The following is a 21303-nucleotide window of genomic DNA, read 5'->3' on the forward strand; positions in this document are numbered from 1 at the left end:
TCGAGGACCTCGTCGTCACCGTCGCCGAGAGCGTGCTCGGCGCCCGGCCCGACATCCACGCCGGGTTCTTCGCCGCCGGCGGTGACTCGCTGTCCGCCGTCGTCCTCGCCGCCCGCCTCGCCGACGCCTTCGGCACCGACGTGCCCGCCCGCGCCGTGCTGCAGGCACCGACCCTCGCGGCACTCGCCGCCCATATCCGCGACGGCGACCGCACCCGGATCCCGTTGCGCCGCTACGACGACGACGCCCCCACCCCGCTCGCGCCCGCGCAACAGCGACTGTGGCTCCTCGGCCGCGCCGAGCCCGGCAGCGCCGCCTACACCGTGCCCGTCGCGCTGCACCTGACCGGCGACCTCGACACCGCCGCGCTGGCCGCGGCCGTCGCCGACGTCGCCGCCCGGCACGAGATCCTGCGCACCGCCTACCCCGACGGCGTCGCGGCCGAGGTCGATCCGCCTGTGCTCGAAGCGGTTCCGGGCACCGACCCGGCCGCCGCCGTCGCCGAGGTGATCACCGCGCCGTTCGACCTCACCGCCGACGCTCCGCTGCGGATCCGGCTGATCGAACTCGGCGCCCACGAATGGGTGCTCGCCGCCGCGGTCCACCACATCGCGTTCGACGGCGGCTCCGTCGCGCCGCTGCTGACCGACCTGCAGCACGCCTACGCCGCCCGCCTCGCCGGGGCGGAACCGATCTGGTGGCCGCTGCCCGTGCGCTACCGCGACTACGCCCGCTGGCAACGCGACCTGCTCGGCGACCCCGCGGACCCGGACAGCCTCGCCGCCCGCCAACTCGACCACTGGGCAACGACTCTCGCGGGCCTGCCCGACACACCGCTGCCGCTGCCCACCGACCGGCCCCGGCCCGCGCGGCCCAGCCACCGCGGCGGCGCCGTCACCGCCCACCTCGACGCCGGCACCCACCGCCGCGTCCGCGACGTCGCGCGGGCCCACGACGCGACCGGCTTCATGGTGCTGCACGCGGCGCTCGCCGCGCTGCTCGCCCGCCGCAGCGGCCGCGCCGACATCGCCGTCGGCACCGCCGTCGCCGGGCGCGCCGACCCGCGCCTGCACGCCCTCGTCGGCATGTTCGTCGGCACCCTCACCCTGCGCACGACCGTCGCCGGGGACGAGCCGTTCGGGGACCTGCTGCGCCGCATCCGCACCACCGACCTCGACGCCCTCGCGCACGCGGACGTCCCGTTCGACCGGGTCGTCGCGCGGGTCGCGCCGGCCCGCGGCACCCACCATCCGCTGTTCCAGGTGCTGCTCGCCCACCGCACGGTGCCCGCGGGGGAGGACCTGCCTCAGCTGCCCGGCCTGCGCGTGCGCGAATTCGACGCCGGCACCCCGGCCGCGCAGTTCGACCTCACCTGGGACGTCACCGAACGCGACGGCGACGGCGGCATCGACGTGCGTCTCGTGTACGCCACCGACCTGTTCGACCCCGCCACCGCCGGCGCGCTGCTCGACGACTACGTCGCGCTGCTCGGCGCCGCGCTCGCCGACCCGGCACCGCGTCGGCGACCTCGCCGCCTCCGCGCCGGCGCCGTTGTCCGCGCCCGCCGCGGCGCCGCGCACGCTGCCGCAGCTCCTCGCCGCCACCGCCCGCACGCACCCCGGCGCCATCGCCGTGCGGGCCGGGGCCGTCGCCTGGACCTACGCCGGGCTCGCCGCCCGCGCCGACGTCGTCGCCGGGGAACTGCGCGCCCGCGGCGTGACCCGCGGCGACGTGGTCGCCGTGGCCGTGCCGCGCGGGGAATGCTGGCCGCTCGCGGTGTGGGCCGTCGCCCGGACCGGCGCGGCGTGGGTGTCCGTCGACCCGGCGCAGCCGCCCGCCCGCGTCGAGACCGTCCTGCGCGACAGCGGCGCCACCGTCGGGTTGACCGTGGCAGGTGCCGAACCGGTGGGGGAGGGCATCGACTGGGTGGACCTGACCGGCGAGTGGGAGGCGCGGGAAATCCCTGCGCCGCAACCGCATCCGGACGACACTGCGGCGGAGCCGCATCCGGACGACACTGCGGCGGAGCCGCATCCGGACGACACTGCGGCGGAGCCGCATCCGGACGACACCGCGTATCTGATCTACACGTCCGGGAGCACCGGCACCCCCAAGGGTGTCGCCGTGCCGCACCGCGGCCTGACCGCCGTCGTCGACGCGCAGCGGCACGTCCTCGGCGTCGCGCCGGGCAGTCGGGTGCTGCACGCGGCGTCGCACACCTTCGACGCGTCGGTGTTCGAACTGCTCGCCGCCCACGCGCACGGCGCGACCCTCGTCGTCGCCCCCGACCACGTCTATGCCGGAGCGGCGCTGCAGCGGCTGATCGTCGACGAGCACGTCACCCACGTGGTCGCCACCCCCACCGTGCTGGCCACCCTCGACCCGGACGCGCTGGGGCGCCCGGTCACCGTCCTGTCCGAGGGCGAGGCGCTCACCGCGCCCGTCGTCGAACGCTGGCGGCGGCACCGCCTGCTCAACGGGTACGGGCCCACCGAGTTCACGATCGCCGTGTCGTTCGGCGGGCCGTTCGACCCCGGCGCCCGGCCCACCGTCGGCGCCCCCGTCGCCGGCGCCACCGCCCACGTCCTCGACGCGCGCCTGCACCCCGTCCCGGCCGGGGTGATCGGTGAGCTGTACGTGACCGGGGCGGGCCTGGCCCGCGGCTACCACGGCCGAAGCGGGCTCACCGCAACACGATTCGTCGCCGACCCGCACGGCGAGCCGGGCACGCGCCTGTACCGCACCGGCGACCTCGCGCGCGTCACCGCCGACGGCGAGCTCGACGTCCTCGGCCGCGTCGACGAGCAGATCCAGCTGCACGGCATCCGCGTCGAACCCGCCGAGATCGACGCGGTGCTCACCGCCGCCGACGGCGTCGAAGCCGCCGTCACCGTCGCCGTGCCCGGCCCCGCGGGCGGAACCGTCCTCGCCTCCTACGCGCAGGGCAGCGCCGACGCCGCCGCGCTGCGCACCCGCGTGGCCGCGCACCTGCCGCGCGCGCTGCGGCCCGCCGCGATCACCGTCGTGGACGCGCTGCCGCTGCTGCCGTCCGGCAAGGTCGACCGCGCCGCGCTGCCCCGGCCCGACTTCGCCTCGCCCGCAGACGGATTCGTGCCACCCGACGGGGCGACGGCCGAGACGGTCGCCGCCGTGTTCGCCCGGCACCTCGGCCGGCCCCCCGGATCGGTGTCCGCCGACCTCGGGTTCTTCGACCTCGGCGGCACGTCGCTCGGGGCCGTCGCCGTCGCCGCCGACCTGCGTGCCGAACTCGACCGCGACGTCCCGCTCGACTGGCTGCTCACCGCACCCACCGTCGCCGACCTCGCCGACCGGATCGACCACGGCGGCGACGACACCGACCCGCTCGCCACGCTGGTGCCGCTCGCGGGGCGCCCCGGCGGCACCCCGCTGTTCTGCGTCCACCCGATCAGCGGAATGTCGTGGTGCTACACGGGACTCGCGCCGCACCTGACCGGAGTCGCGCTGTACGGGCTGCAGGCCACCCGGCTCGAGCCGCTGCCGCGCACCGTCGCCGAGTTCGCCGCCCGCTACCTCGACCGGATCCGCACCGTCCAGCCCGAAGGCCCCTACCACCTGCTGGGCTGGTCCCTCGGCGGCACCATCGCGCACGAGATGGCCGTGCAACTGCACGAGGCGGGGCAGCAGGTGGCGTCGCTGATCCTGCTCGACACGCTCACCCCCGACACCCTCCCCGACGTCGCGGCCCTGCCGGACGAACCCGTCGTCGAGCTCGAGGTGCCCGGCCTGCCGCCGACGTTCGTCGCCGAGATCCGGGAGCGGGCTCTGGCCGCGGGCGCCGCGCTGGAGGAGGCCGTCACCGCGCACACCCCCCGCGTCCTCGACGGCGACGCGCTGCTGTTCCGGGCCCGGCCCGGCGGGCAGACCGGACCCGACCTCGCGGCGAGCTGGCGGCGCCACGTCCGCCGCGTCGCCGAGCACGACGTGCCCTACCCGCACTCCGACCTGACCACCCCCGGCGCGCTGGCCCTGATCGGCCCCACGCTCGCCCGGCACCTGACCGAACGACAGATTTCCGCGCCCGTAGGGTGCACCGACAGTGTCACAGCAACGAGGGAGACACCGTAATGGAAGTACACGACTACCTACGCATCCTGCAGGCGCGATGGAAGATCGTCGCCGTGACGACCGTGGTGGCGGTACTCGGTGCGCTCGGAGCCTCCCTGCTCACCACCCCGATCTACCAGGCGAGCACCCGGCTGTTCGTCTCCACCTCCTCCGGGGCCTCAGTCAACGAGATCTACCAGGGCAACCTGTTCTCGCAGCAGCGCGTCGCCTCCTACACCAAGTTGCTCACCGGCACCACGCTGGCGCAGCGCACCCTCGACCGGCTCGGCCTGTCCGACGTCACGCCGTCGCAGCTCGCCGGAAAGGTCACCGCGTCGTCCGCCCCGGACACCGTCCTCGTCGACGTCAAGGTCGACGACGAGTCGCCGGAGCGGGCCCGGGACCTCGCCAACGCCCTCTCCGACGAGTTCGTCGTCATGGCGCGCGAGCTCGAGACCCCCGAGAACGGCGGTGAGCCCACCGCGCGGGTCGTCGTCGAGCAGCACGCCGACACCCCGGTGACCCCGGTGTCGCCGAAGACGAAGCGCAACCTCGCGCTCGGCCTCGCCGTCGGCGTGCTCCTCGGCATCGCCCTCGCGGTGCTGCGCGACCGGCTCGACAACACCGTCAAGGACCGCAAGACGGTCGAGGAGCTCGCCGGGACGGGCCTGGTGGGCACCATCCCCCTCGACAAGGAGCGGCAGGAGCATGCGGCGATCGACTTCCAGGAGTCGAACTCCGGCAGCGCGGAGGCGTACCGGGAGATGCGCACCAACCTCAAGTTCCTCGACGTCGACAACCCGCCGCGCGTCATCGTCGTCACCAGCGCCCTGCCGGCCGAGGGCAAGACCACCACGGCCATCAACACCGCGCTGGTGCTCGCGGAGGCCGGCCATTCCGTGGTGCTCGTCGAGGGTGACCTGCGCCGGCCGCGGGTGTCGAAGTACCTCGGGGTCGTCGGCGACGTCGGGTTCAGCACCGTGCTGTCGGGCCAGGCCGGTCTGGAGGACGTGCTGCAGCCCAGCCAGTACGAGGGCCTGTGGGTGCTGGCCTCCGGGGCGCTGCCGCCCAACCCCAGCGAGCTGCTCGGCTCCGAAACCGCCAAGCACGTCATCGACCACCTGCGGGCGCGCTTCGAGTACGTGATCATCGACGGCTCGCCGGTCCTGCCCGTCACCGACTCGGTCGTGCTCGCCGCGGCCACCGACGGCGCGCTGCTCATCGCTCGCCACGGCAAGACCACCCGCGAGCAGCTCAGCCGCGCGGTCGGCAACCTGGGCAGCGCCGGCGCGCACCTGCTCGGCACCATCATCACGATGACGCCGAACAAGGGCCGCGGCGCCTACGAGTACCGGTACTACTACGAGTCCGACGAGTCGGCGAAGAAGGCCACGGCCGCTGCGTCGACGCCCGCCCCGGCCGGGTCGGCTCCCGTGGAGCCGGGTCCTGTTGCACAGACCACCGGCGGACGCCGCTACCGCGAGGAGCAGAACCGGCCGGAACCGTACCGGCCGGAGCAGCCGCACCGGGGCGGGACGGACCACGACGACGCGCAGCCGGGACAGCACTACCGGGCCCCGCAGGCGTACACCGCCGACCCCGCCTACCGCGAGCAGGCGGTGCCGACGGCGGTGTCGCGGCCCGTCGCGCCGTCGCCCATGCAGGGCCCGCGCAACGGGTCAGTCGTGGATCCGGGCGAGCAGCGGTAGCAGCAGATCGGCGATCTCGGTCCCGACGGCGACGAACGTGTCCTCGTCCAGACCGATCGGATCTGTGACGTCCTCCGGTCCGGGCGCGGGGAACTGCGCCCGGGCCGCGGCGAGCTCGGCGACGGTCTCGGCGCCGCTGAGCTGCTGCAGCCGCGCGGCCTCGCGCAGCGTGAACGTCCGCTTGAGCATCCGCGGCGCCGCCTGCAGCACGGCCCCCCGATGCGACTCGGCCATCGTGAGCACCAGGTCGGCGTCCTGGGCGATGTGCGGCGACAGGCGCCGGGCGACGAAACCGTCGGGCTCGCCGCCGAGCTGGCGCAGGACGAGCGCGGCTGTCGGCTCCATGGGCCGCCCGACCATGCCGCGGGTGCCGGCGCTGTGCGCGGACAGCTCACTCCGGCCGGTTTCCGTCGCGTATGCGGTGGTCAACAGCTCGGCGGTGGGCGATCGGCAGATGTTCCCGGTACAGACGTACAGAACCCGCATCGCTCGATCCTAGGCAGCACACGGGTCGCTCGTCCGATTGTGACGGCGTGTGTCCGATTCGCCGGGTGGGCGTGTCCGGACCGTTCGGTAGCATCGGGCGGTCGGGATGCGCCGGGGGTGGATGTGCGGCGCAAAACACAATCAGAAGGCGGCTGATGAGTTCGGTTCTCGGGGTGACCGCAGGGACGAGTGCCGTCCGGATCGTTCGTCCGATCGATCCGGCCGCGCCCGCCGCGGGCTACCAGTTCCAGGTGGTGGAGACCAGGCAGGACGATCCGGCACGGCTCGCGGCGCAGACCGTGGGCGTGCTCGTGCAGGCCGGCATCGCGGGCGACACCGTCGAGCGGGTGGGCCTGGTGTACCGCGACGCCGCCGACGCCGAGCGGCTCCGCGCCGCGATGGCCGAGCAGGGACTCGACCGCTACACCCTCGTCGGCGAGTCCGAGGCGGCCCTGGCCTACCTGCGGGCCACCGGCGAGCTCCCCGGTGACGTCGCGGTGCTCTACGACCTGGGTGCCTCCGGGCTCACCGTCACCGTCGTCGACCGCACCACCGGTGCCGTGCACACCGAACGCACCAGGACCGTCTCCGGCCGCCTGTTCGACGACGCGGTGCGCCTGCACCAGCTCGGCGCGGATGGGGTGTGGCGACCCGACGACCCGGAGGACGAGGAGTTCGTCGCCCAGTGCCGCACGGCCAAGGAACAGCTGTCCGGCAGCGACGCCGTCGCCGTGCCGGGCACCGCCGGCGTGATCCTCATGTCCCTCGAGACCTTCGACCCGCTGATCACCCCGCTCGTGGAGGGTTCCGCGCGGTTCCTGCGCGACGTCGTGCACCGGTCCGGCGCCCGGCCCGAGACGATCGTGCTGCTCGGCGGCGGCGCCCACGTCCGGCTGGTGCGCCGGGTGCTCGAGACGTGGATGAAGCTGCCCGTCGTGGTGCCGCACGAACCCGAACTCGTCCTGGCCAAGGGCGGCGCCCTGCGCGCCGTCGCCGCGGGCCCCACCGCGTCGGCGGTCACCGAACTGATCGTCCCGCCGGGGGCGACCGAACGCATCGTCCCGCCGCGCGGAGTGGCGCCGCAGCGCACCGAGCGGCTCGCGCGGACCCAGACACCCGCGGTGGACAGCGCCGGGCCGCCGGAGCGGACGCCGGCGTGGAAGCGGGCGGCGACCGCGCCCGGCCCGCACGTGTCGGGTCGCCAGATCAGCGGGGCCGGGCTGGCCGGCACCGCCCTGGGTGTGGTGGCCATGATCGGGCTGGCGCTGGGCGCACAGAACACCTTCGCCGGCGACGACGAGTCGGAGCCCCGGCCGACCGAGGTGATCGTGACGACGCCGCCGCGGACCCCGCAGCCGGCGCCTGCCGTCGCGCCGGCGCCGGCGCCGACGACGACCACCGTGCCGCCGATCGAGGAGTCCACGACGGAGCGGGTGGTGCCGCCCCCGCCGGTGGCCACCGCCCCGCCGCCGCCGCTGATCCCCGGGCTCAACATCCCGGTACCGACACTGCCGCCGCTGCCGCCCCTGCCCACGATCGAAGTGCCGCCGGAGCTGCGGCTACCGATCTGACGGACCCCTCCGCCGCCGGGGACCCTCGTGGCCGATGGCGCCCGGCGCGACGGGTTAGAGTACAGACGATGTTTTCGCCGCAGAACACCCCGCTGTGCGACTCGGTCACGCTGGCCTATCGGCGCGTGCGCGCCGAGCCCGGTCAGCTGACCGTGCTGCGGCGGGCCCTGGAGCGCTGGCTCGACGCGGTGCACGTGCGCCCCGAGCTGACCCGCGACGTGCTGCTGGCCAGCTACGAGGCCCTCGCCAACGCCGTCGAGCACGCCTACCGCGACGGTGCGTCGGGCACCCTCGACCTCGAGGCGACGCTGATCCCGGGCGACCGTCAGGTCGAGGTCGCCATCATCGACCGCGGCAGCTGGCGCGCGAACGACACCGACCCGGGCACCAGCTCGCGCGGGCACGGTCTCACGCTGATCAAGTCCCTGGCCGACACGGCGACCGTGGCCCCGGCCGACACCGGGACCGTCGTCACCATGCGCTGGAGTATCTAGCGGCGACCGTAGTTGTCGGCGACCGTAGTTGCCGGCATCGCTAGTTTCGGCGGCGGGGCAGCCGCACCACCTGGACGAAGAATTCGTCGATCTGCCGGACCGCCCCGATGAACTGGTCGAGGTCCACCGGCTTGGTGACGTACGCGTTGGCGTGCAGCCGGTAGCTGCGCAGGATGTCCTCCTCGGCGGCCGAGGTGGTCAGCACCACGACCGGGATGTCGGACAGGTCCGGGTCGGACTTGATCTTCTCGAGGACCTGGCGCCCGTCGTACTTGGGCAGGTTGAGGTCGAGCAGGATCAGGTCGGGACGCGGCGCTCCGACGTGCTCGCCGCGCTGGTACAGGAAGTCCAGCGCCTCCTCGCCGTCGCGGACGACGTGCAGCTCGTTGCCGATCTTGTTGTCCTCGAAGGCCTCACGGGTCATCAGCTCGTCGCCCGGGTCGTCCTCGACCAGGAGGACGTCGATGGGTTCTGCGGGGGTCATGCGGGGGCTCCTTCGAGATCGGTGTCGGCCGGGGCGTGCTCTTCGGGTTCTTCGTCGGGCAGGGCGGGCAGGGTGAAGCAGAACCGGGTGCCGCCGGTGTGCTCGGTGTCGATCCAGATCCTGCCACCGTGGTACTCGACGATCTTCTTGCACACCGCCAGGCCGATGCCGGTGCCGGTGTAGACGTCGCGGCCGTGGAGGCGCTGGAAGATGACGAATACCTTCTCGGCGAACTCCTCGTCGATGCCGATGCCGTTGTCCGTGACGCACAGCTGCCAGCGGCCGGCGCCCGCCCGGTCACCGTCGTCCTCACCGTCGACCCGGTCGCACGTGATCCGCACGACGGGTGCGCGGTCGGGGTGGCGGAACTTGATCGCGTTGCCCAGCAGATTCTGCCAGAGCATCGTCAGCAGGGTCGGATCGCCCGTGATCTCGGGGAGCTGCTCGGGCCGCTCGATGCGCGCCCCGGACTCGTCGACGGCGGCGGCGAGGTTGGCCACTGCCTTGTCCAGCGGCTGATCCAGATCGACGCGCACGTGGGCGTCGTTGACCCGGCCGACGCGGGAGAACGCCAGCAGGTCGTTGATGAGGACCTGCATGCGCTTGGCGCCGTCGACGGCGAACGCGATGTACTGGGTGCCCCGTTCGTCGAGCTTGTCGCCGTAACGCTTCTCGAGCAGCTGGCAGAAGGAGGCGACCTTGCGCAGCGGCTCCTGCAGGTCGTGGGAAGCGACGTAGGCGAACTGCTCGAGTTCGGCGTTGGAGCGGCGCAGTTCCTCGGCCTGGGCGTCGAGGTCCGCCTTCTGGCTGGCGAGGCGCTGGTGCTGGGTGTGGGCGGCCGCGAGCGCGAACACGATGCGCCCGCGCATGGCTTCGACGTCCTGGGCCAGGGCCCGGATGTCCTTCGGGCCCTGGGGGCGGATGTGCTGGTCGAAGTTGCCGTCCGCGACGACGCGCCGCGTCGCCGCGCGCAGGCTGACCAGCGGCATGGCGACGAGGTTGTGCACGAGGATCACCATGAGCAGGCCGGTGAGCAGGAATCCCGCCACCATCGCCACGAGCACGGAGTTGCGGATCGTCCGGGCGTGGATGAGGTCGTCGTAGCCCTCTGCGCGGGCCTGGACGAGTTCGGCGTTCTGCGCCTCGAAGAGGGTGCGCATGGCGTCGAACGTGGTCCGGCCCCGCTCGGTGCTCGCGGGATCCACGGGCTGGGGGACGCCGGGGACGACGCTCGCGACGAGCGGGTCGGCGTAGTCGGCGCGCCACGCCGCCGCCGCCGCCTCGATCTCGTCGACGGCGGCGAGCAGTTCCGGATGGCCGGCGGTGAACTCCCGCATCCGGTCCGCGGCATCCTGCTCGATCCGCTTGCCCGTCAGGTACGGCTCGAGGAATTCGACGTCGGCGGTGGCGGCGTAGCCGCGGGCGCCGGTCTCCTGATCCAGCAGCGCCGCCTGCAGGCGGTACGCCTCGGCGCGGGCCGGCTGGATCTGGTCGACCAGTTCGTCCGTGATCTGGACCGTGCGCTGGATGAAGTAGCCGCCCACGATGGTGCCGAGAACGACGAACACGGCAAGGACCGCGAAGGCGACCTGGAACCAGCTCTGGACCGTCAGCCGCGAGCGCACCCGCTCGACCTTGGGTTCGGGCATCGACGGGTCTCTCATGACTGCTTCGTCACCTTCTCGCTCCAGCGCACGTGTACCACGGCCACGTCGTCGGCAAGTCCTCCGTGACTCTCCGCCAGCGCCTCGGCCCGGTCGATCAGGGTGTCGACGAACGCCTCGGGCGCCAGGTGGCCCTCCTCGCGGGCCAGCCGCAGCAGGCCCTCCTCGCCGAGGCGTTCGCCGCCGTCGCCGATCCGGCCTTCGAACAGCCCGTCGGTGAACATCACGATGCCGCCGCCTTCCGGCAGTTCCAGCTCGTGCACGGGCCACGTCGAGACGCCGGGCAGCAGTCCGAGGGCGGGTCCGCCGGGCGCCTCGACCCAGTCCACCCCCTGGGAACTGTGCAGCAGCAGGCCCGGATGCCCGGCGCGCATCACCTGCACCCGGCGCCGGTCCGGCGACATGGCGAGGCTGGTGAGGGTGGCGAAGTGCCGCTCGTTCGCCCGTTCGGCGACCATGATCTGCTCGAGCTTCTGCAACTGCGCGACACCGGTGACGCCGGTGACCACGAGGGTGCGCCAGGCGATCCGAAGGCTCACCCCGAGTGCGGCCTCGTCGGGGCCGTGCCCGCTGACGTCGCCGATGAGCACGTGCACCGTGCCGTCCTCGGTCTGCACGACGTCGTAGAAGTCGCCGCCGAGCAGGGACTGCTCGCGCCCGGGCCGGTAGCGGGCCACGACGTCCACGTCGCCCGTGCCGCGCAGCATCGGCGACGGCAGCAGGCCGCGTTCGAGGCGGGCGTTCTCCCGCGCCTGCAGCCGGCTGGCCTGCAACGCGACGGCGGCATGCTCGGCCTGCTTGCGCTGGATCGCGTAGCGCACGGTCCGGCCGAACATGTCCGGCTCCACCCGACCCTTGACGAGATAGTCCTGCGCGCCGGCGGTCACCGCCGCCAGCCCCGTCTGCTCCTCGGCGAGGCCGGTGAGCACCACGACCGGAACGCCGGCGGCGTACTGCTGCACCCGGGCCAGCGCGTCCATGCCCTGCGCGTCGGGCAGATGCAGGTCCAGCAGGATGCAGTCGGGCAGTCCGTCGGCCAGCTCCGCGCGGGCCGCGGCCATCGTCTGGACCCATTCCAGGCGCATGCCCTGCGCGCTGTCCGCCACCAGTTCCTCGACGATGAGTGCGTCGCCGGCGTCGTCCTCGATCAGGAGGACCGACGGCTCCTCCCGGTCCCAGTCGGTCTCCAGAGCAACCGATGTACCTTTGCTGCTACTTCCTGGTGGTGCGCCGGCAGGCCCGTGCTGCTCGGAGAACATGGCCCCTGCCCTTCGATCTCGCGTGCCGTGATCCCGGATCCCTCGCTCCGGACGACAACAGAGGAAGAATACCTATCGTTCACCCGCCCGCCGTCGCCCGCGGACGACGAACCGGTCACCGGGCATGGCGGCCCTTGCGTGCGACGGGCTCGGGGGCGCCGGGCCGGGCCAGCAGCGCGGCGATGCCGGTGGTGAGCGGAACGGACAGAGCGAGCGCGATGCCGCCCACACACGCCCGCACCACCTCGATGGCGACGGCGTCGCCGGTGAGGACGTCCGAGATGGACCGGCCGGCGACGCTGAACAGCAGCAGCAGGGGCAGGGCGCCACCGGCGTACGCCAGCACCAGGGTGTAGACGGTGCTGGCAATGTGGTCGCGGCCGACCCGCATCGCGGAGGAGAACACCTTCCGGCGCGAGGCCGTGGGATCGAGCGCCGCCAGCTCGAACGCCGACGCCGCCTGGGTGATGGTCACGTCGTTGAGGACGCCGAGCGAACCGATGATGAAGCCGGCGAGGAGCAGGCCGGTGATGCTGACCTGCTCGAGGTACAGCTGCACGTCGGTGTTCTGTTCCTCGGACAGCCCGGTCAGGTGTGTCATCCAGATCGCGAGGTACGAGAGCAGGGCGGCGAGCAGCATCGACGCAAGGGTGCCCAGCAGGGCCGAGCTGGTGCGCAGATTCACCCCGTGCGCGAGATAGAGCACTGCGTAGAGGATGATCGCGCCGCCGACCAGCGCGACGGGCACGGCGGGTTTGCCGTCGAGCAGCGCGGGGAGCATGAACACCACGAGCACCCCGAACGCGATCAGCAGGCCGATCAGGGCGCGCAGGCCACGCCACCGGGCCACGGCCACGATGACCACGGCGAACGCCGTGATGATCAGCGCGAGGGGGAGCCCGCGGGAGTAGTCGTAGAACGAGTACTGGGTGGCGCCGGACGGGTCGACCTGCCGCACCAGCCGGATCTCCTCGCCGACGCGCAGGTCCGGCTGCCCCGGGCCGGGCCCGATCTCGAGCAGGGTGCGGGTGCCCTCGTTGGGGCCCGAATCGATGGTGACGATGCTGCGCTGGCACTGGTAGGCGTCGGTCGCGGGGGGGACGGGGTCGCCGGTGAACGGGCGGCCGGCCGAACTGCTCCCGCACGGGCCGATGTCCTGCTCGACGACGGTGCCGGCCTCGGTGACGACGGCTCCGCCGCCGGTGGTCTGGAACGGGGCCGGAATGTCGACCGCCTGCCCGCTGGGCCACAGCGCGACGGCGCCGGCGAACACGGCGACGCCGATCGCGACGAGGAGTCCGACGACGACCTTCGCGGCGGTGGGTCCGACCGGGATCGGCCCGGAGAAGTGGCCGTGTCCGTGTCCGTGTCCGTGGCCGGGGGGCTCTGCGCGAGTCACCGCATCAGGGTAACGACGAGATCGCGGCGAGGTCGCATCGCGGAAGACCGGCCGCATCCGGGGGACAAGGGCTGGTGGTGGCGGGGAGCAGGGGGGGTGTCCCCGCCACCTTCGACCTGATCTCGCACAGGGGGGATGGCGATGATCAGGGAGCCCAGCACGCTGAGGTGCCGTAGACAAACGTACTGGCTCTGTCGGCCCCCGGGGTAGTACCTACCGTGTGTCGGTCCTCACCGGGGTCCGGCCGCACGCTCGCTTCCGGGGGCAGTCGGCGGCTCTGCCTGCGGTGACGCCGTTCGATCGTCGCAACATATACTTTCGACAACGGTCGGCGTGTCGTGCATCCCTGGCGTGTCGCGAGGAGGTCGCCGCGGTCACTGCTTGTAGCTGGACAGGAAGTTGCCGAAGCGTTCGATGGCCACCGCCAGGTCGCGGGCCCACGGCAGCGTCACGATCCGCAGATGGTCCGGATCCGGCCAGTTGAAGCCGGTGCCCTGCACCATCAGGATCTTCTCCTGCAGCAGCAGGTCCTGGACCAGCTTCTCGTCGTCGTGGATCTCGTACACCTCCGGGTCGAGGCGCGGGAAGGCGTACAGGGCGCCGCGCGGCTTGACGCAGCTGACGCCGGGAATCGAGTTCAGGCGTTCCCACGCGACGTCGCGCTGCTCGAGCAGCCGGCCACCGGGCAGGATCAGGTCCTCGATGCTCTGATGCCCGCCGAGCGCCACCTGGATGGCGTGCTGGGCCGGCACGTTGGGGCACAGACGGGTCGAGGCGAGCAGGTCGATGCCCTCGAGGAACCCGCCGGCGTGGTCCTTCGGGCCGGTGATCGTCATCCAGCCCGACCGGTACCCGGCGACCCGGTAGGCCTTCGACAGGCCGTTGTAGGTCAGGCACAGCAGGTCGGGCGCGAGGGTGGCCAGGGAGATGTGCTTGGCGTCGTCGTAGAGGATCTTGTCGTAGATCTCGTCGGCGAGCAGCAGCAGCTGGTACTTGCGGGCCAGCTGCACCAGCTGCTCGAGCACCTCGAGCGAGTACACGGCACCCGTCGGGTTGTTCGGGTTGATGACCAGCAGGGCCTTGGTCTTCTCCGTGATCTTCGACTCGATGTCCTCGATGTCGGGATTCCAGTCGTTGGACTCGTCGCACAGGTAGTGCACCGGCGTACCGCCGGCCAGGGACGTCATCGCCGTCCACAGCGGGTAGTCCGGCGCCGGGATCAGCACCTCGTCGCCGTCGTCGAGCAGGGCCTGCATCGTCATCGTGATCAGCTCGGAGACGCCGTTGCCGAGGTAGACGTCGTTGATGTCGAGCTTCGGGAAGCCCGGCACGAGCTCGTAACGGGTGACGATGGCCCGGCGCGCCGACGCGATGCCCTTCGACTCGGAGTAGCCCTGGGCGTTGGGTAGCGCCGCGATCATGTCCTGCACGATCGTCTCGGGTGCCTCGAACCCGAACGGCGCCGGGTTGCCGATGTTGAGCTTCAGGATGCGGTGCCCCTCCGCCTCGAGCCGCGCGGCATGCGCGTGCACCGGCCCCCGGATCTCGTACAGCACGTTCTGCAGCTTCGCGGACTGCTCGAGCTTGCGGGTGATGCGGTGATGAAGGTGGCCCTGTTCTCCTGTACTCACGGCGTCCATGGTGCCACCCGGCCGCAACCGGGTTTCAGCCGGATTTCGCCTGCATCGCCGCGTCCACCGCGACGATCGGCCCGAAAAGTGCAATCATGACCACTTGTGACCGTTGCGTCGGGGTGACGCGCGGGTGGATTGAGGAGTCGCACGGTATGGCACAGGGAACTGTGAAGTGGTTCAACGCCGAAAAGGGTTTCGGCTTCATCGAGCAGGACGGCGGTGGACCCGACGTGTTCGTCCACTACTCGGAGATTCAGGGCTCCGGCTTCAAGTCGCTGGACGAAGGTGCCCGGGTCGAGTTCGAGATCGGGCAGGGACAGAAGGGCCCGCAGGCCCAGGGAGTCCGTCCCATCTGAGCGGGTCGTCCCGACGGTTCGACGGCGCTGCACCTACGGTGCGGCGCCGTCGCTGTATTCGGACCGGTCACAACTTCGTGGGTGGTTCGTCTCGTTTGTCCTACTATTCGGTAACATCCCGGCGCGTTGCGGACATATGGGATGTAAGAACCGTGATGTTCGGGGGACGGGCGAGACAACCAGGGGGTTGGTGTACATGGTGGGGGACGGGAGCGCGGGGGCGCGCTGGAAGGACCGGAAACGGTACCTGTGGCTGTGCGGGCTCGCCGTCCCGCTGAGCCCGTTCGTCGCGTGGCTGCTCGTCGAGTACCTGCACCTCGGTGTGTTCTGGGCGTTCGGTGCGCTGCTGATCGCGGTGATCGTCCCGCTCGTCGACCGGTTCACCGGCGTCGACAAGGCCAACCCGCCGGAAGAGGTCGTGCGCGACCTCGAGGAGGACCGGTACTACCGCTGGTGCACCTACCTGTACCTGCCGCTGCAGTACGCGGGCCTCGTCTTCGCCTGCTGGGTGTGGACCGTCGCGCCGATGGGCTGGCCCGAGCGGTTCGCGATGGCCGCCACCGTCGGCGTGGTCGGCGGCGTCGGCATCAACGCCGCGCACGAACTCGGGCACAAACGCACCGACCTCGAACGCCGGCTCGCCAAGATCGCCCTCGCCCAGTCGGGCTACGGGCATTTCTTCGTCGAACACAACCACGGTCACCATCTGCGCGTCGCCACCCCGGAGGACGCCGCGACGGCGCGGTTCGGCGAGACCTACTGGGAGTTCCTGCCGCGCTCGGTGTTCGGCGGCCTCCGGTCGGGCTGGCGGTACGAGCGTGAGCGCCTGGCCCGTCGCGGGCTGCCCTGGTGGAGCCCGCGCAACAACGTCCTGAACGCCTGGGCGCTGACCGTCGTGCTGTACGCCGGGCTGATCGAGGTCTTCGGATGGTCCGTCGCGCCCTGGCTGGTGGTGCAGGCCGTGCTGGCCGTGATGTTCCTCGAGGCCGCGAACTACCTCGAGCACTACGGCCTGCTGCGCGGCACGCATCCGAACGGCACGTACGAGCGCGTCGCGCCGCGGCACAGCTGGAACAGCGACCACAGCTGCAGCAACCTGTTCCTCTACCACCTGCAGCGGCACAGCGACCACCACGCGAATCCGCTGCGGCGCTACCAGACGCTGCGCACGATGGAGGAGGCGCCGCAGCTGCCCGCCGGCTACGCCGTCATGATCCTGCTGTCGTTCGTTCCGCCGTTGTGGCGCAAGGTGATGGACCCGCGCCTGCTCGACCACTACGACGGTGACATCTCGCGCGTGAACCTCGATCCCAAGCGCCGCGAGGAGCTGCTCGCCCGGCACGGCTGACCCGCGTGCTCGCACCCGGTGGGGCAGTCGAATCCGGTTGTCGGGACGCGGCTTCGGGTGCACGCCCGGCTGTCCACAGCCGGGCGGTTCGTCCACAGATCGGGCCGCCTCCTGCGTTTGTTGCGGTGTGCGCCCGCCCGGATACGGCACCGTGACCGTCATGGGCGACGAACACGACATCATCCGGCGCGCCGCCGCACGCGAGCGCGGCGTCACCGATCGCGAGATCCGGCGGCTGTGCGGCCGCGGGCACTGGCACCGCATCCACCGCGGCGCCTATCTGCCGGCCGAGAGCTACGCACAGCTCGACGAATACGGCCGTCACCACCGGCGAGCCGTCGCCGTTGCCGGTGGGCTCCGCTCCGACGCCGCGCTCAGCCACGTCTCTGCCGCCGTCCTGCACGGCCTCGCCCTCTGGAACACCCCGCTCGGGGAGGTCCACCTGACCCGTAACCGCATCGGCGGAGCGAAGCGCACGCCGGGGCGGAACCTGCACGCGTCGCCCTTCGCTCCCGACGAGGTCACCGACGTCGGCGGGGCGCGCGTGCTCACCGTCGCCCGCACGGTCGCCGACCTCGCCCGCACCCTGCCGTTCGAGCAGGCCGTCGTCGCAGGGGATCACGCGCTGCGGCTGTGCGGGCTCACCACCGCCGACGTGATCAGCGCACTGGCTCGCAACACCCGCCATCCCGGCCACGCGAAGGGCCTGCGCGCGGCGCGGTTCCTGGACGGGCGTAGCGAGAGCGTGGGCGAGTCCCGCAGTCGCGTGCTGTTTGTCCGCGACGGGCTACCGATGCCGATGACCCAGGCGGTGATCCACGATGACCGCGGTCGGTGGCTGGCCCGGGTCGATTTCCTGCTCCCGGAACACGGGGTGATCGGCGAGTTCGACGGTCGCGTGAAGTATCGGGGCGACGACATCACCCCGGAGGAGACGGTGTGGCGGGAAAAGCAGCGCGAGGATCGTCTGCGCGACGCCGGCTGGACCGTGGTGCGCTGGGTGTGGGACGAGCTGGCTACACCCTCGGTGGTCGCCGACCGCATCCGGGAGGCGATCGCCCGGGCCGGACGTGGGCCGGGGCCCACCGGGACGTTCAGGGCCTGACGTCGAGCTTGCACCCGTCGTTGCGTGCTTGCCTCCGTTGCAGGCGTAGGCAGGAGGTGCAAGGACGGTGCAAGGGATGTCTGCTCCGGGAAACGGCGACGCCCCCACCCGAGCGGGTGAGGGGCGTCGCCGTGGGTGCTACCCGCGCCGGCCGGGGGCCTTGGCGCCGGACCTGAAGCCCAGCGCTCCCGGCTTGGCCTGCGGCGGGGCCGGTGCCTCGGCGCCGTTGGTCGGCGAGGCCTCGGTGCCATTGGTCGGCGAGGCCTCGGTGCCATTGGTCGACGGCGCCTCGGGGGCCGGTGCCTTCTCCGGCGGTGCATCCGGATCGGGCGCCTCACCCGGGGGTGCGTGCGCCGGTTCCGGTGCCTTCGCGGGAGCCTCGGGCTTCTCCGCCGGAGGCTCGGGCCTCTCTGCCGGAGGCTTCGGCGCGGCGGCCTTGCGGGCGCCGGGAGCCTTCGCTCCGCCCTTGAACGCCAGGCCACCCGGCTTCGCCTTCGGCGGCTCGGGAGCCGCCGGAGCCTCCGTGACGGGTGCCTCGGCGGCGGGTGCCTTCGCGGGGGCCTCGGCCGCCGGTGCCGGGGCGGGTGCCTCGGCGGCCGGTGCCGGCGCGGCCTTCTTCGCACCCGGAGCCTTGAGCCCGCCCTTCATCTGCAGGCCGCCCGGCTTGGCCTTCGGAACCGACGGCGCGGCGGGTGCCTCGGCGGCCGGTGCCGTCGCGGGGGCCTCGGCAGCCGGTGCCTGCGCGGCCGGGGCGGCCGCGGCCGGAGCCGTCTTCTTGGCGCCCGGGGCCTTGAGCCCGCCCTTCATCTGCAGTCCGCCCGGCTTGGCCTTCGGGGCCGCCGGGGCCTCGGCCGGAGCGGATTCGGCAGCGGGAGCGGCAGCGGGAGCGGCGGCGGCCGGAGCCGTCTTCTTGGCGCCCGGGGCCTTGAGCCCGCCCTTCATCTGCAGTCCGCCCGGCTTGGCGGCCGGGGCCGCGGGAGCCTCGGCCGCGGCACCGTCGCCGGCTGCGGGAGCCTTCGCGCCCGGGGCCTTCAGGCCGCCCTTCATCTGCAGCCCGCCCGGCTTCGAGCCGGGAGCCTTGGCGGCACCCTTCATCTGCAGGCCGCCGGCCGGGGCCGTCTTGGGGGCCGCCGGGGTCGCGGCCGCCTCCTCGATCTCCTCGACGCGCTCCTTCTCCACCGTCTCGGCGGTCGCCTCCGAGGCCACGGCGGCTCCCTGGGTGCCGGCGGTCGCCACCGGTTCCGCGACGGGCCGCTCACGCGGGATCACCTTGATGTTCTCGCTGAGCGTCGCGGGCTCGAGACGGGTGATGGAGTCGAGCATGAGCTGGGCGACGTCGACGACCTCGACGCCCTCGCCTTCGCCCTTCTCCTGACGCGCGGTGACACCGTCGTTGAGCATGACGCGGCAGAAGGGGCAGCCGGTGGCGATCTTCGACGGATTCGTCGACAGTGCCTCGTCGACGCGGTCGATGTTGATCCGCTTGCCGATCTTCTCTTCCATCCACATGCGGGCACCACCGGCACCACAGCACATGGACCGTTCGCCGTGCCGCGGCATCTCGGTGAGCTTCGCGCCGGACGCCGCCATCAGCTCACGCGGTGCGTCGTACACCTTGTTGTGGCGGCCGAGGAAGCACGGGTCGTGGTAGGTCACGTCCTGGCTCACCGACGCCACCGGCACCAGCTTCTTCTGCCGCACCAGGCGGTTCAGCAGCTGGGTGTGGTGCACGACCTCGTAGTTCCCGCCGACCTGGGGGTACTCGTTGTTGAGCGCGTTGAAGCAGTGCGCGCAGGTGACGACGATCTTGCGCCTGGAGTCCTCGACGCCCTCGAACACCGAGTTCAGGGTCTCGATGTTCTGCATCGCGAGCTGCTGGAACAGGAACTCGTTGCCCGCGCGACGGGCCGAGTCACCGGTGCAGGTCTCCTCGGCACCGAGAACCATGAACTTCACGCCGGCGGTCGCGAGCAGCTCGGCGACGGCCTTCGTGGTCTTCTTGGCCCGGTCCTCGTAGGCGCCGGCGCAACCGACCCAGAACAGGTACTCGTAGTCGGCGAAGCTGTCCGCGTCCTGGCCGAACACCGGAACGTCGAAGTCCAGCTCGGAGATCCAGTTGAGCCGGTCCTTGGCGTTCTGGCCCCACGGGTTGCCCTTGTTCTCGAGGTTCTTGAACAGACCCGCGAGCTCGGACGGGAAGTCGGACTCGATGAGCACCTGGTAGCGGCGCATGTCGATGATGTGGTCGACGTGCTCGATGTCCACCGGGCACTGCTCGACGCAGGCGCCGCAGTTGGTGCAGCTCCACAGCGTCTCCGTGTCGATGACGGGCGCGAGCTCGCCCTCGAGGGTCTCGCCGACCAGCTTGCGATCGGCCTCGGCCAGGGCTGCCGCCGGGATCTTCCCGAGCTTGGCCTCGTCCGCGTTGCCCTCGGCGTCGACCAGGCCGACCTCGTCGCCGCCGAGGTCCTTGCGGCCACCGGCGAGCAGGTAGGGCGCCTTGGCGTAGCCGTGGTCGCGCAGCGAGGTGATGACCAGCTTGGGCGACAGCGGCTTACCGGTGTTCCAGGCCGGGCACTGCGACTGGCAGCGGCCGCACTCGGTGCACGTGGTGAAGTCGAGCCAGCCCTTCCAGGAGAAGTCCTCGATCTGGCCGGCACCGAAGGTGTCGGTGTCCGGATCGGCCGTCTCCATGTCGATGGCCTTGCCCTTCGACGTCATCGGCTTCGCGGCGCCGAGGGCGACGCCACCGTCGTCCTCGCGCTTGAAGTAGATGTTGAAGAACGCGGCGAAGCGGTGCCAGGCGACACCCCACGTGATGTTGCGGCCGACGACGTACAGCCAGACCATGCCGGACATCAGCTTGACGAACGCGAAGATCGACACCATCACGGCGCTCGCCGGCAGCAGCTTGGCGAGGTTCATCGTGAAGAAGTCGGTCCACGGGTTGGCGTGGCCGTAGGTCGCGATCTTGCCGGCCTTGACGAAGATCATGCCGAGGCCCTCGATGAGGACGACGGTCTCGACGAAGTACGCGGCCCGGAAGTCGGAGCCGGCGAAGCGCGAGAGCCGCGCGGGCTTCCGCGGGTGGTTCAGCTGCCGGATGATGATCAGCGCCGTGATTCCGATCACGGTTCCGAGGCCGAGCAGTTCGTCGATCAGGTGATAGACGGCGGTGTTGCCGATCAGCGGCCAGTGGAACGCCGGGTCGAAGGTCTGGCCGTAGGCCTCGAACCAGACGATCGCGCCGAGCATGAAGCCGACCATCACCAGCCAGTGGGCCCAGCCCACGGTGCGGAACTTACTCATCCGGGTGTGTGCGACGAACTCGACGAGCATCTGCTTGAAGCGCGGGAAGAACGGCCGCCACCGATCCGGAGCCGGCTGGCCGATCCGGACGACGTTGACCATCTTCATCGCGCCACCGATGAACGAGTACCAGCACACCAGACTGAGCAGCACGCCGATCGTGCCCAACGTGATCGTCAGGGCATTCATAGGTGGCCTTTCGTGTCGGGGGCGGCAGCGCGCCGCCTGGTATAAGCCCACGCATCCTAACCCGAACTAAGTTACCAGCCGGTAGCTATAGGAAGTTACCGGCCGGTAGTCTAGTCTCGCGGTGCTGCGGCGCGGTGCTGAGCAGAGGTCGACCGCGTGGGGGGCGGCCGAATTGCCGCATCGCGCCGTAGCGTGAGTGTCCGCTCACGT

Annotated in this window: 14 protein-coding genes and 1 pseudogene; 8 read left to right on the plus strand and 7 right to left on the minus strand. The window is 71.8% G+C overall.

Annotated elements, in window-relative coordinates; genetic code table 11:
* Positions 1 to 68: 68 nt before the first annotated feature.
* The 3 genes and pseudogenes from A4U64_RS29200 to A4U64_RS03745 form a co-directional block, all read left to right on the plus strand.
* Positions 69 to 1454 (plus strand): annotated as a pseudogene (locus A4U64_RS29200) (condensation domain-containing protein); the annotation flags it as partial.
* Positions 1455 to 1632: 178 nt separating this feature from the next.
* Positions 1633 to 4107 (plus strand): amino acid adenylation domain-containing protein, encoded by a 2475-nt coding sequence (locus tag A4U64_RS28690; protein WP_232334165.1) that lies wholly within the window; start codon positions 1633 to 1635, stop codon positions 4105 to 4107.
* Positions 4107 to 5795: a polysaccharide biosynthesis tyrosine autokinase gene (locus tag A4U64_RS03745; protein ID WP_065922199.1), complete on the plus strand. Its 1689-nt coding sequence runs from the start codon at positions 4107 to 4109 to the stop codon at positions 5793 to 5795. The genes A4U64_RS28690 and A4U64_RS03745 overlap by 1 nt, the downstream gene beginning before the upstream one ends.
* Here the strand turns inward: A4U64_RS03745 and A4U64_RS03750 are convergent.
* On the minus strand, positions 5766 to 6281 hold the full coding sequence (locus A4U64_RS03750) for an arsenate reductase/protein-tyrosine-phosphatase family protein (protein WP_065922200.1): 516 nt from the start codon (positions 6279 to 6281) through the stop codon (positions 5766 to 5768). The two genes, A4U64_RS03745 and A4U64_RS03750, sit on opposite strands and share 30 nt — an antisense overlap.
* Before the next feature lie 155 nt (positions 6282 to 6436).
* On the opposite strand from A4U64_RS03750, the gene A4U64_RS03755 reads away from it, so the two are divergent.
* On the plus strand, positions 6437 to 7852 hold the full coding sequence (locus tag A4U64_RS03755) for a chaperone protein (protein ID WP_065922201.1): 1416 nt from the start codon (positions 6437 to 6439) through the stop codon (positions 7850 to 7852).
* 68 nt (positions 7853 to 7920) lie between these two features.
* Entirely contained in the window at positions 7921 to 8346 is a 426-nt protein-coding gene (locus tag A4U64_RS03760) for an ATP-binding protein (protein WP_006934328.1), read from the plus strand.
* A gap of 40 nt (positions 8347 to 8386) precedes the next feature.
* On the opposite strand, the gene A4U64_RS03765 is transcribed toward A4U64_RS03760, so the two are convergent.
* From A4U64_RS03765 to A4U64_RS03785, 5 genes are all read right to left on the minus strand, one after another.
* Complete coding sequence (locus A4U64_RS03765) at positions 8387 to 8830, minus strand: response regulator (protein WP_006934327.1); 444 nt, start codon at positions 8828 to 8830, stop codon at positions 8387 to 8389.
* A complete protein-coding gene (locus A4U64_RS03770; RefSeq protein WP_232334166.1) occupies positions 8827 to 10494 on the minus strand; it encodes a sensor histidine kinase in 1668 nt (555 codons plus the stop codon). Before A4U64_RS03770 ends, A4U64_RS03765 begins: the two co-directional genes overlap by 4 nt.
* Positions 10491 to 11753, minus strand: coding sequence for a PP2C family protein-serine/threonine phosphatase (locus A4U64_RS03775; RefSeq protein ID WP_006934322.1), 1263 nt, complete (start codon positions 11751 to 11753; stop codon positions 10491 to 10493). The genes A4U64_RS03770 and A4U64_RS03775 overlap by 4 nt, the downstream gene beginning before the upstream one ends.
* 115 nt (positions 11754 to 11868) lie before the next feature.
* Complete coding sequence (locus A4U64_RS03780) at positions 11869 to 13209, minus strand: YibE/F family protein (RefSeq protein ID WP_006934321.1); 1341 nt, start codon at positions 13207 to 13209, stop codon at positions 11869 to 11871.
* 317 nt (positions 13210 to 13526) lie between these two features.
* Positions 13527 to 14792: a pyridoxal phosphate-dependent aminotransferase gene (locus A4U64_RS03785; RefSeq protein WP_029545602.1), complete on the minus strand. Its 1266-nt coding sequence runs from the start codon at positions 14790 to 14792 to the stop codon at positions 13527 to 13529.
* A 146-nt stretch (positions 14793 to 14938) separates the two neighbouring features.
* On the opposite strand from A4U64_RS03785, the gene A4U64_RS03790 reads away from it, so the two are divergent.
* The 3 genes from A4U64_RS03790 to A4U64_RS03800 all read left to right on the plus strand — a co-directional run bounded on the left by A4U64_RS03790 (position 14939) and on the right by A4U64_RS03800 (position 17595).
* Positions 14939 to 15142, plus strand: coding sequence for a cold-shock protein (locus tag A4U64_RS03790; protein ID WP_003938894.1), 204 nt, complete (start codon positions 14939 to 14941; stop codon positions 15140 to 15142).
* Positions 15143 to 15338: 196 nt separating this feature from the next.
* Positions 15339 to 16490, plus strand: coding sequence for an alkane 1-monooxygenase (locus A4U64_RS03795; protein ID WP_065922203.1), 1152 nt, complete (start codon positions 15339 to 15341; stop codon positions 16488 to 16490).
* A 160-nt stretch (positions 16491 to 16650) separates the two neighbouring features.
* Positions 16651 to 17595, plus strand: coding sequence for a type IV toxin-antitoxin system AbiEi family antitoxin domain-containing protein (locus A4U64_RS03800; RefSeq protein ID WP_044475797.1), 945 nt, complete (start codon positions 16651 to 16653; stop codon positions 17593 to 17595).
* A gap of 138 nt (positions 17596 to 17733) precedes the next feature.
* On the opposite strand, the gene A4U64_RS03805 is transcribed toward A4U64_RS03800, so the two are convergent.
* Positions 17734 to 21093 carry a (Fe-S)-binding protein gene (locus A4U64_RS03805; RefSeq protein WP_065922204.1) on the minus strand — a complete coding sequence of 1120 codons (3360 nt, stop codon included), beginning with the start codon at positions 21091 to 21093 and terminating at the stop codon, positions 17734 to 17736.
* Positions 21094 to 21303: the final 210 nt, after the last annotated feature.

The sequence above is a fragment of the Rhodococcus sp. WB1 genome (genome assembly GCF_001700945.1).
Taxonomy (GTDB): domain Bacteria; phylum Actinomycetota; class Actinomycetes; order Mycobacteriales; family Mycobacteriaceae; genus Rhodococcus; species Rhodococcus aetherivorans.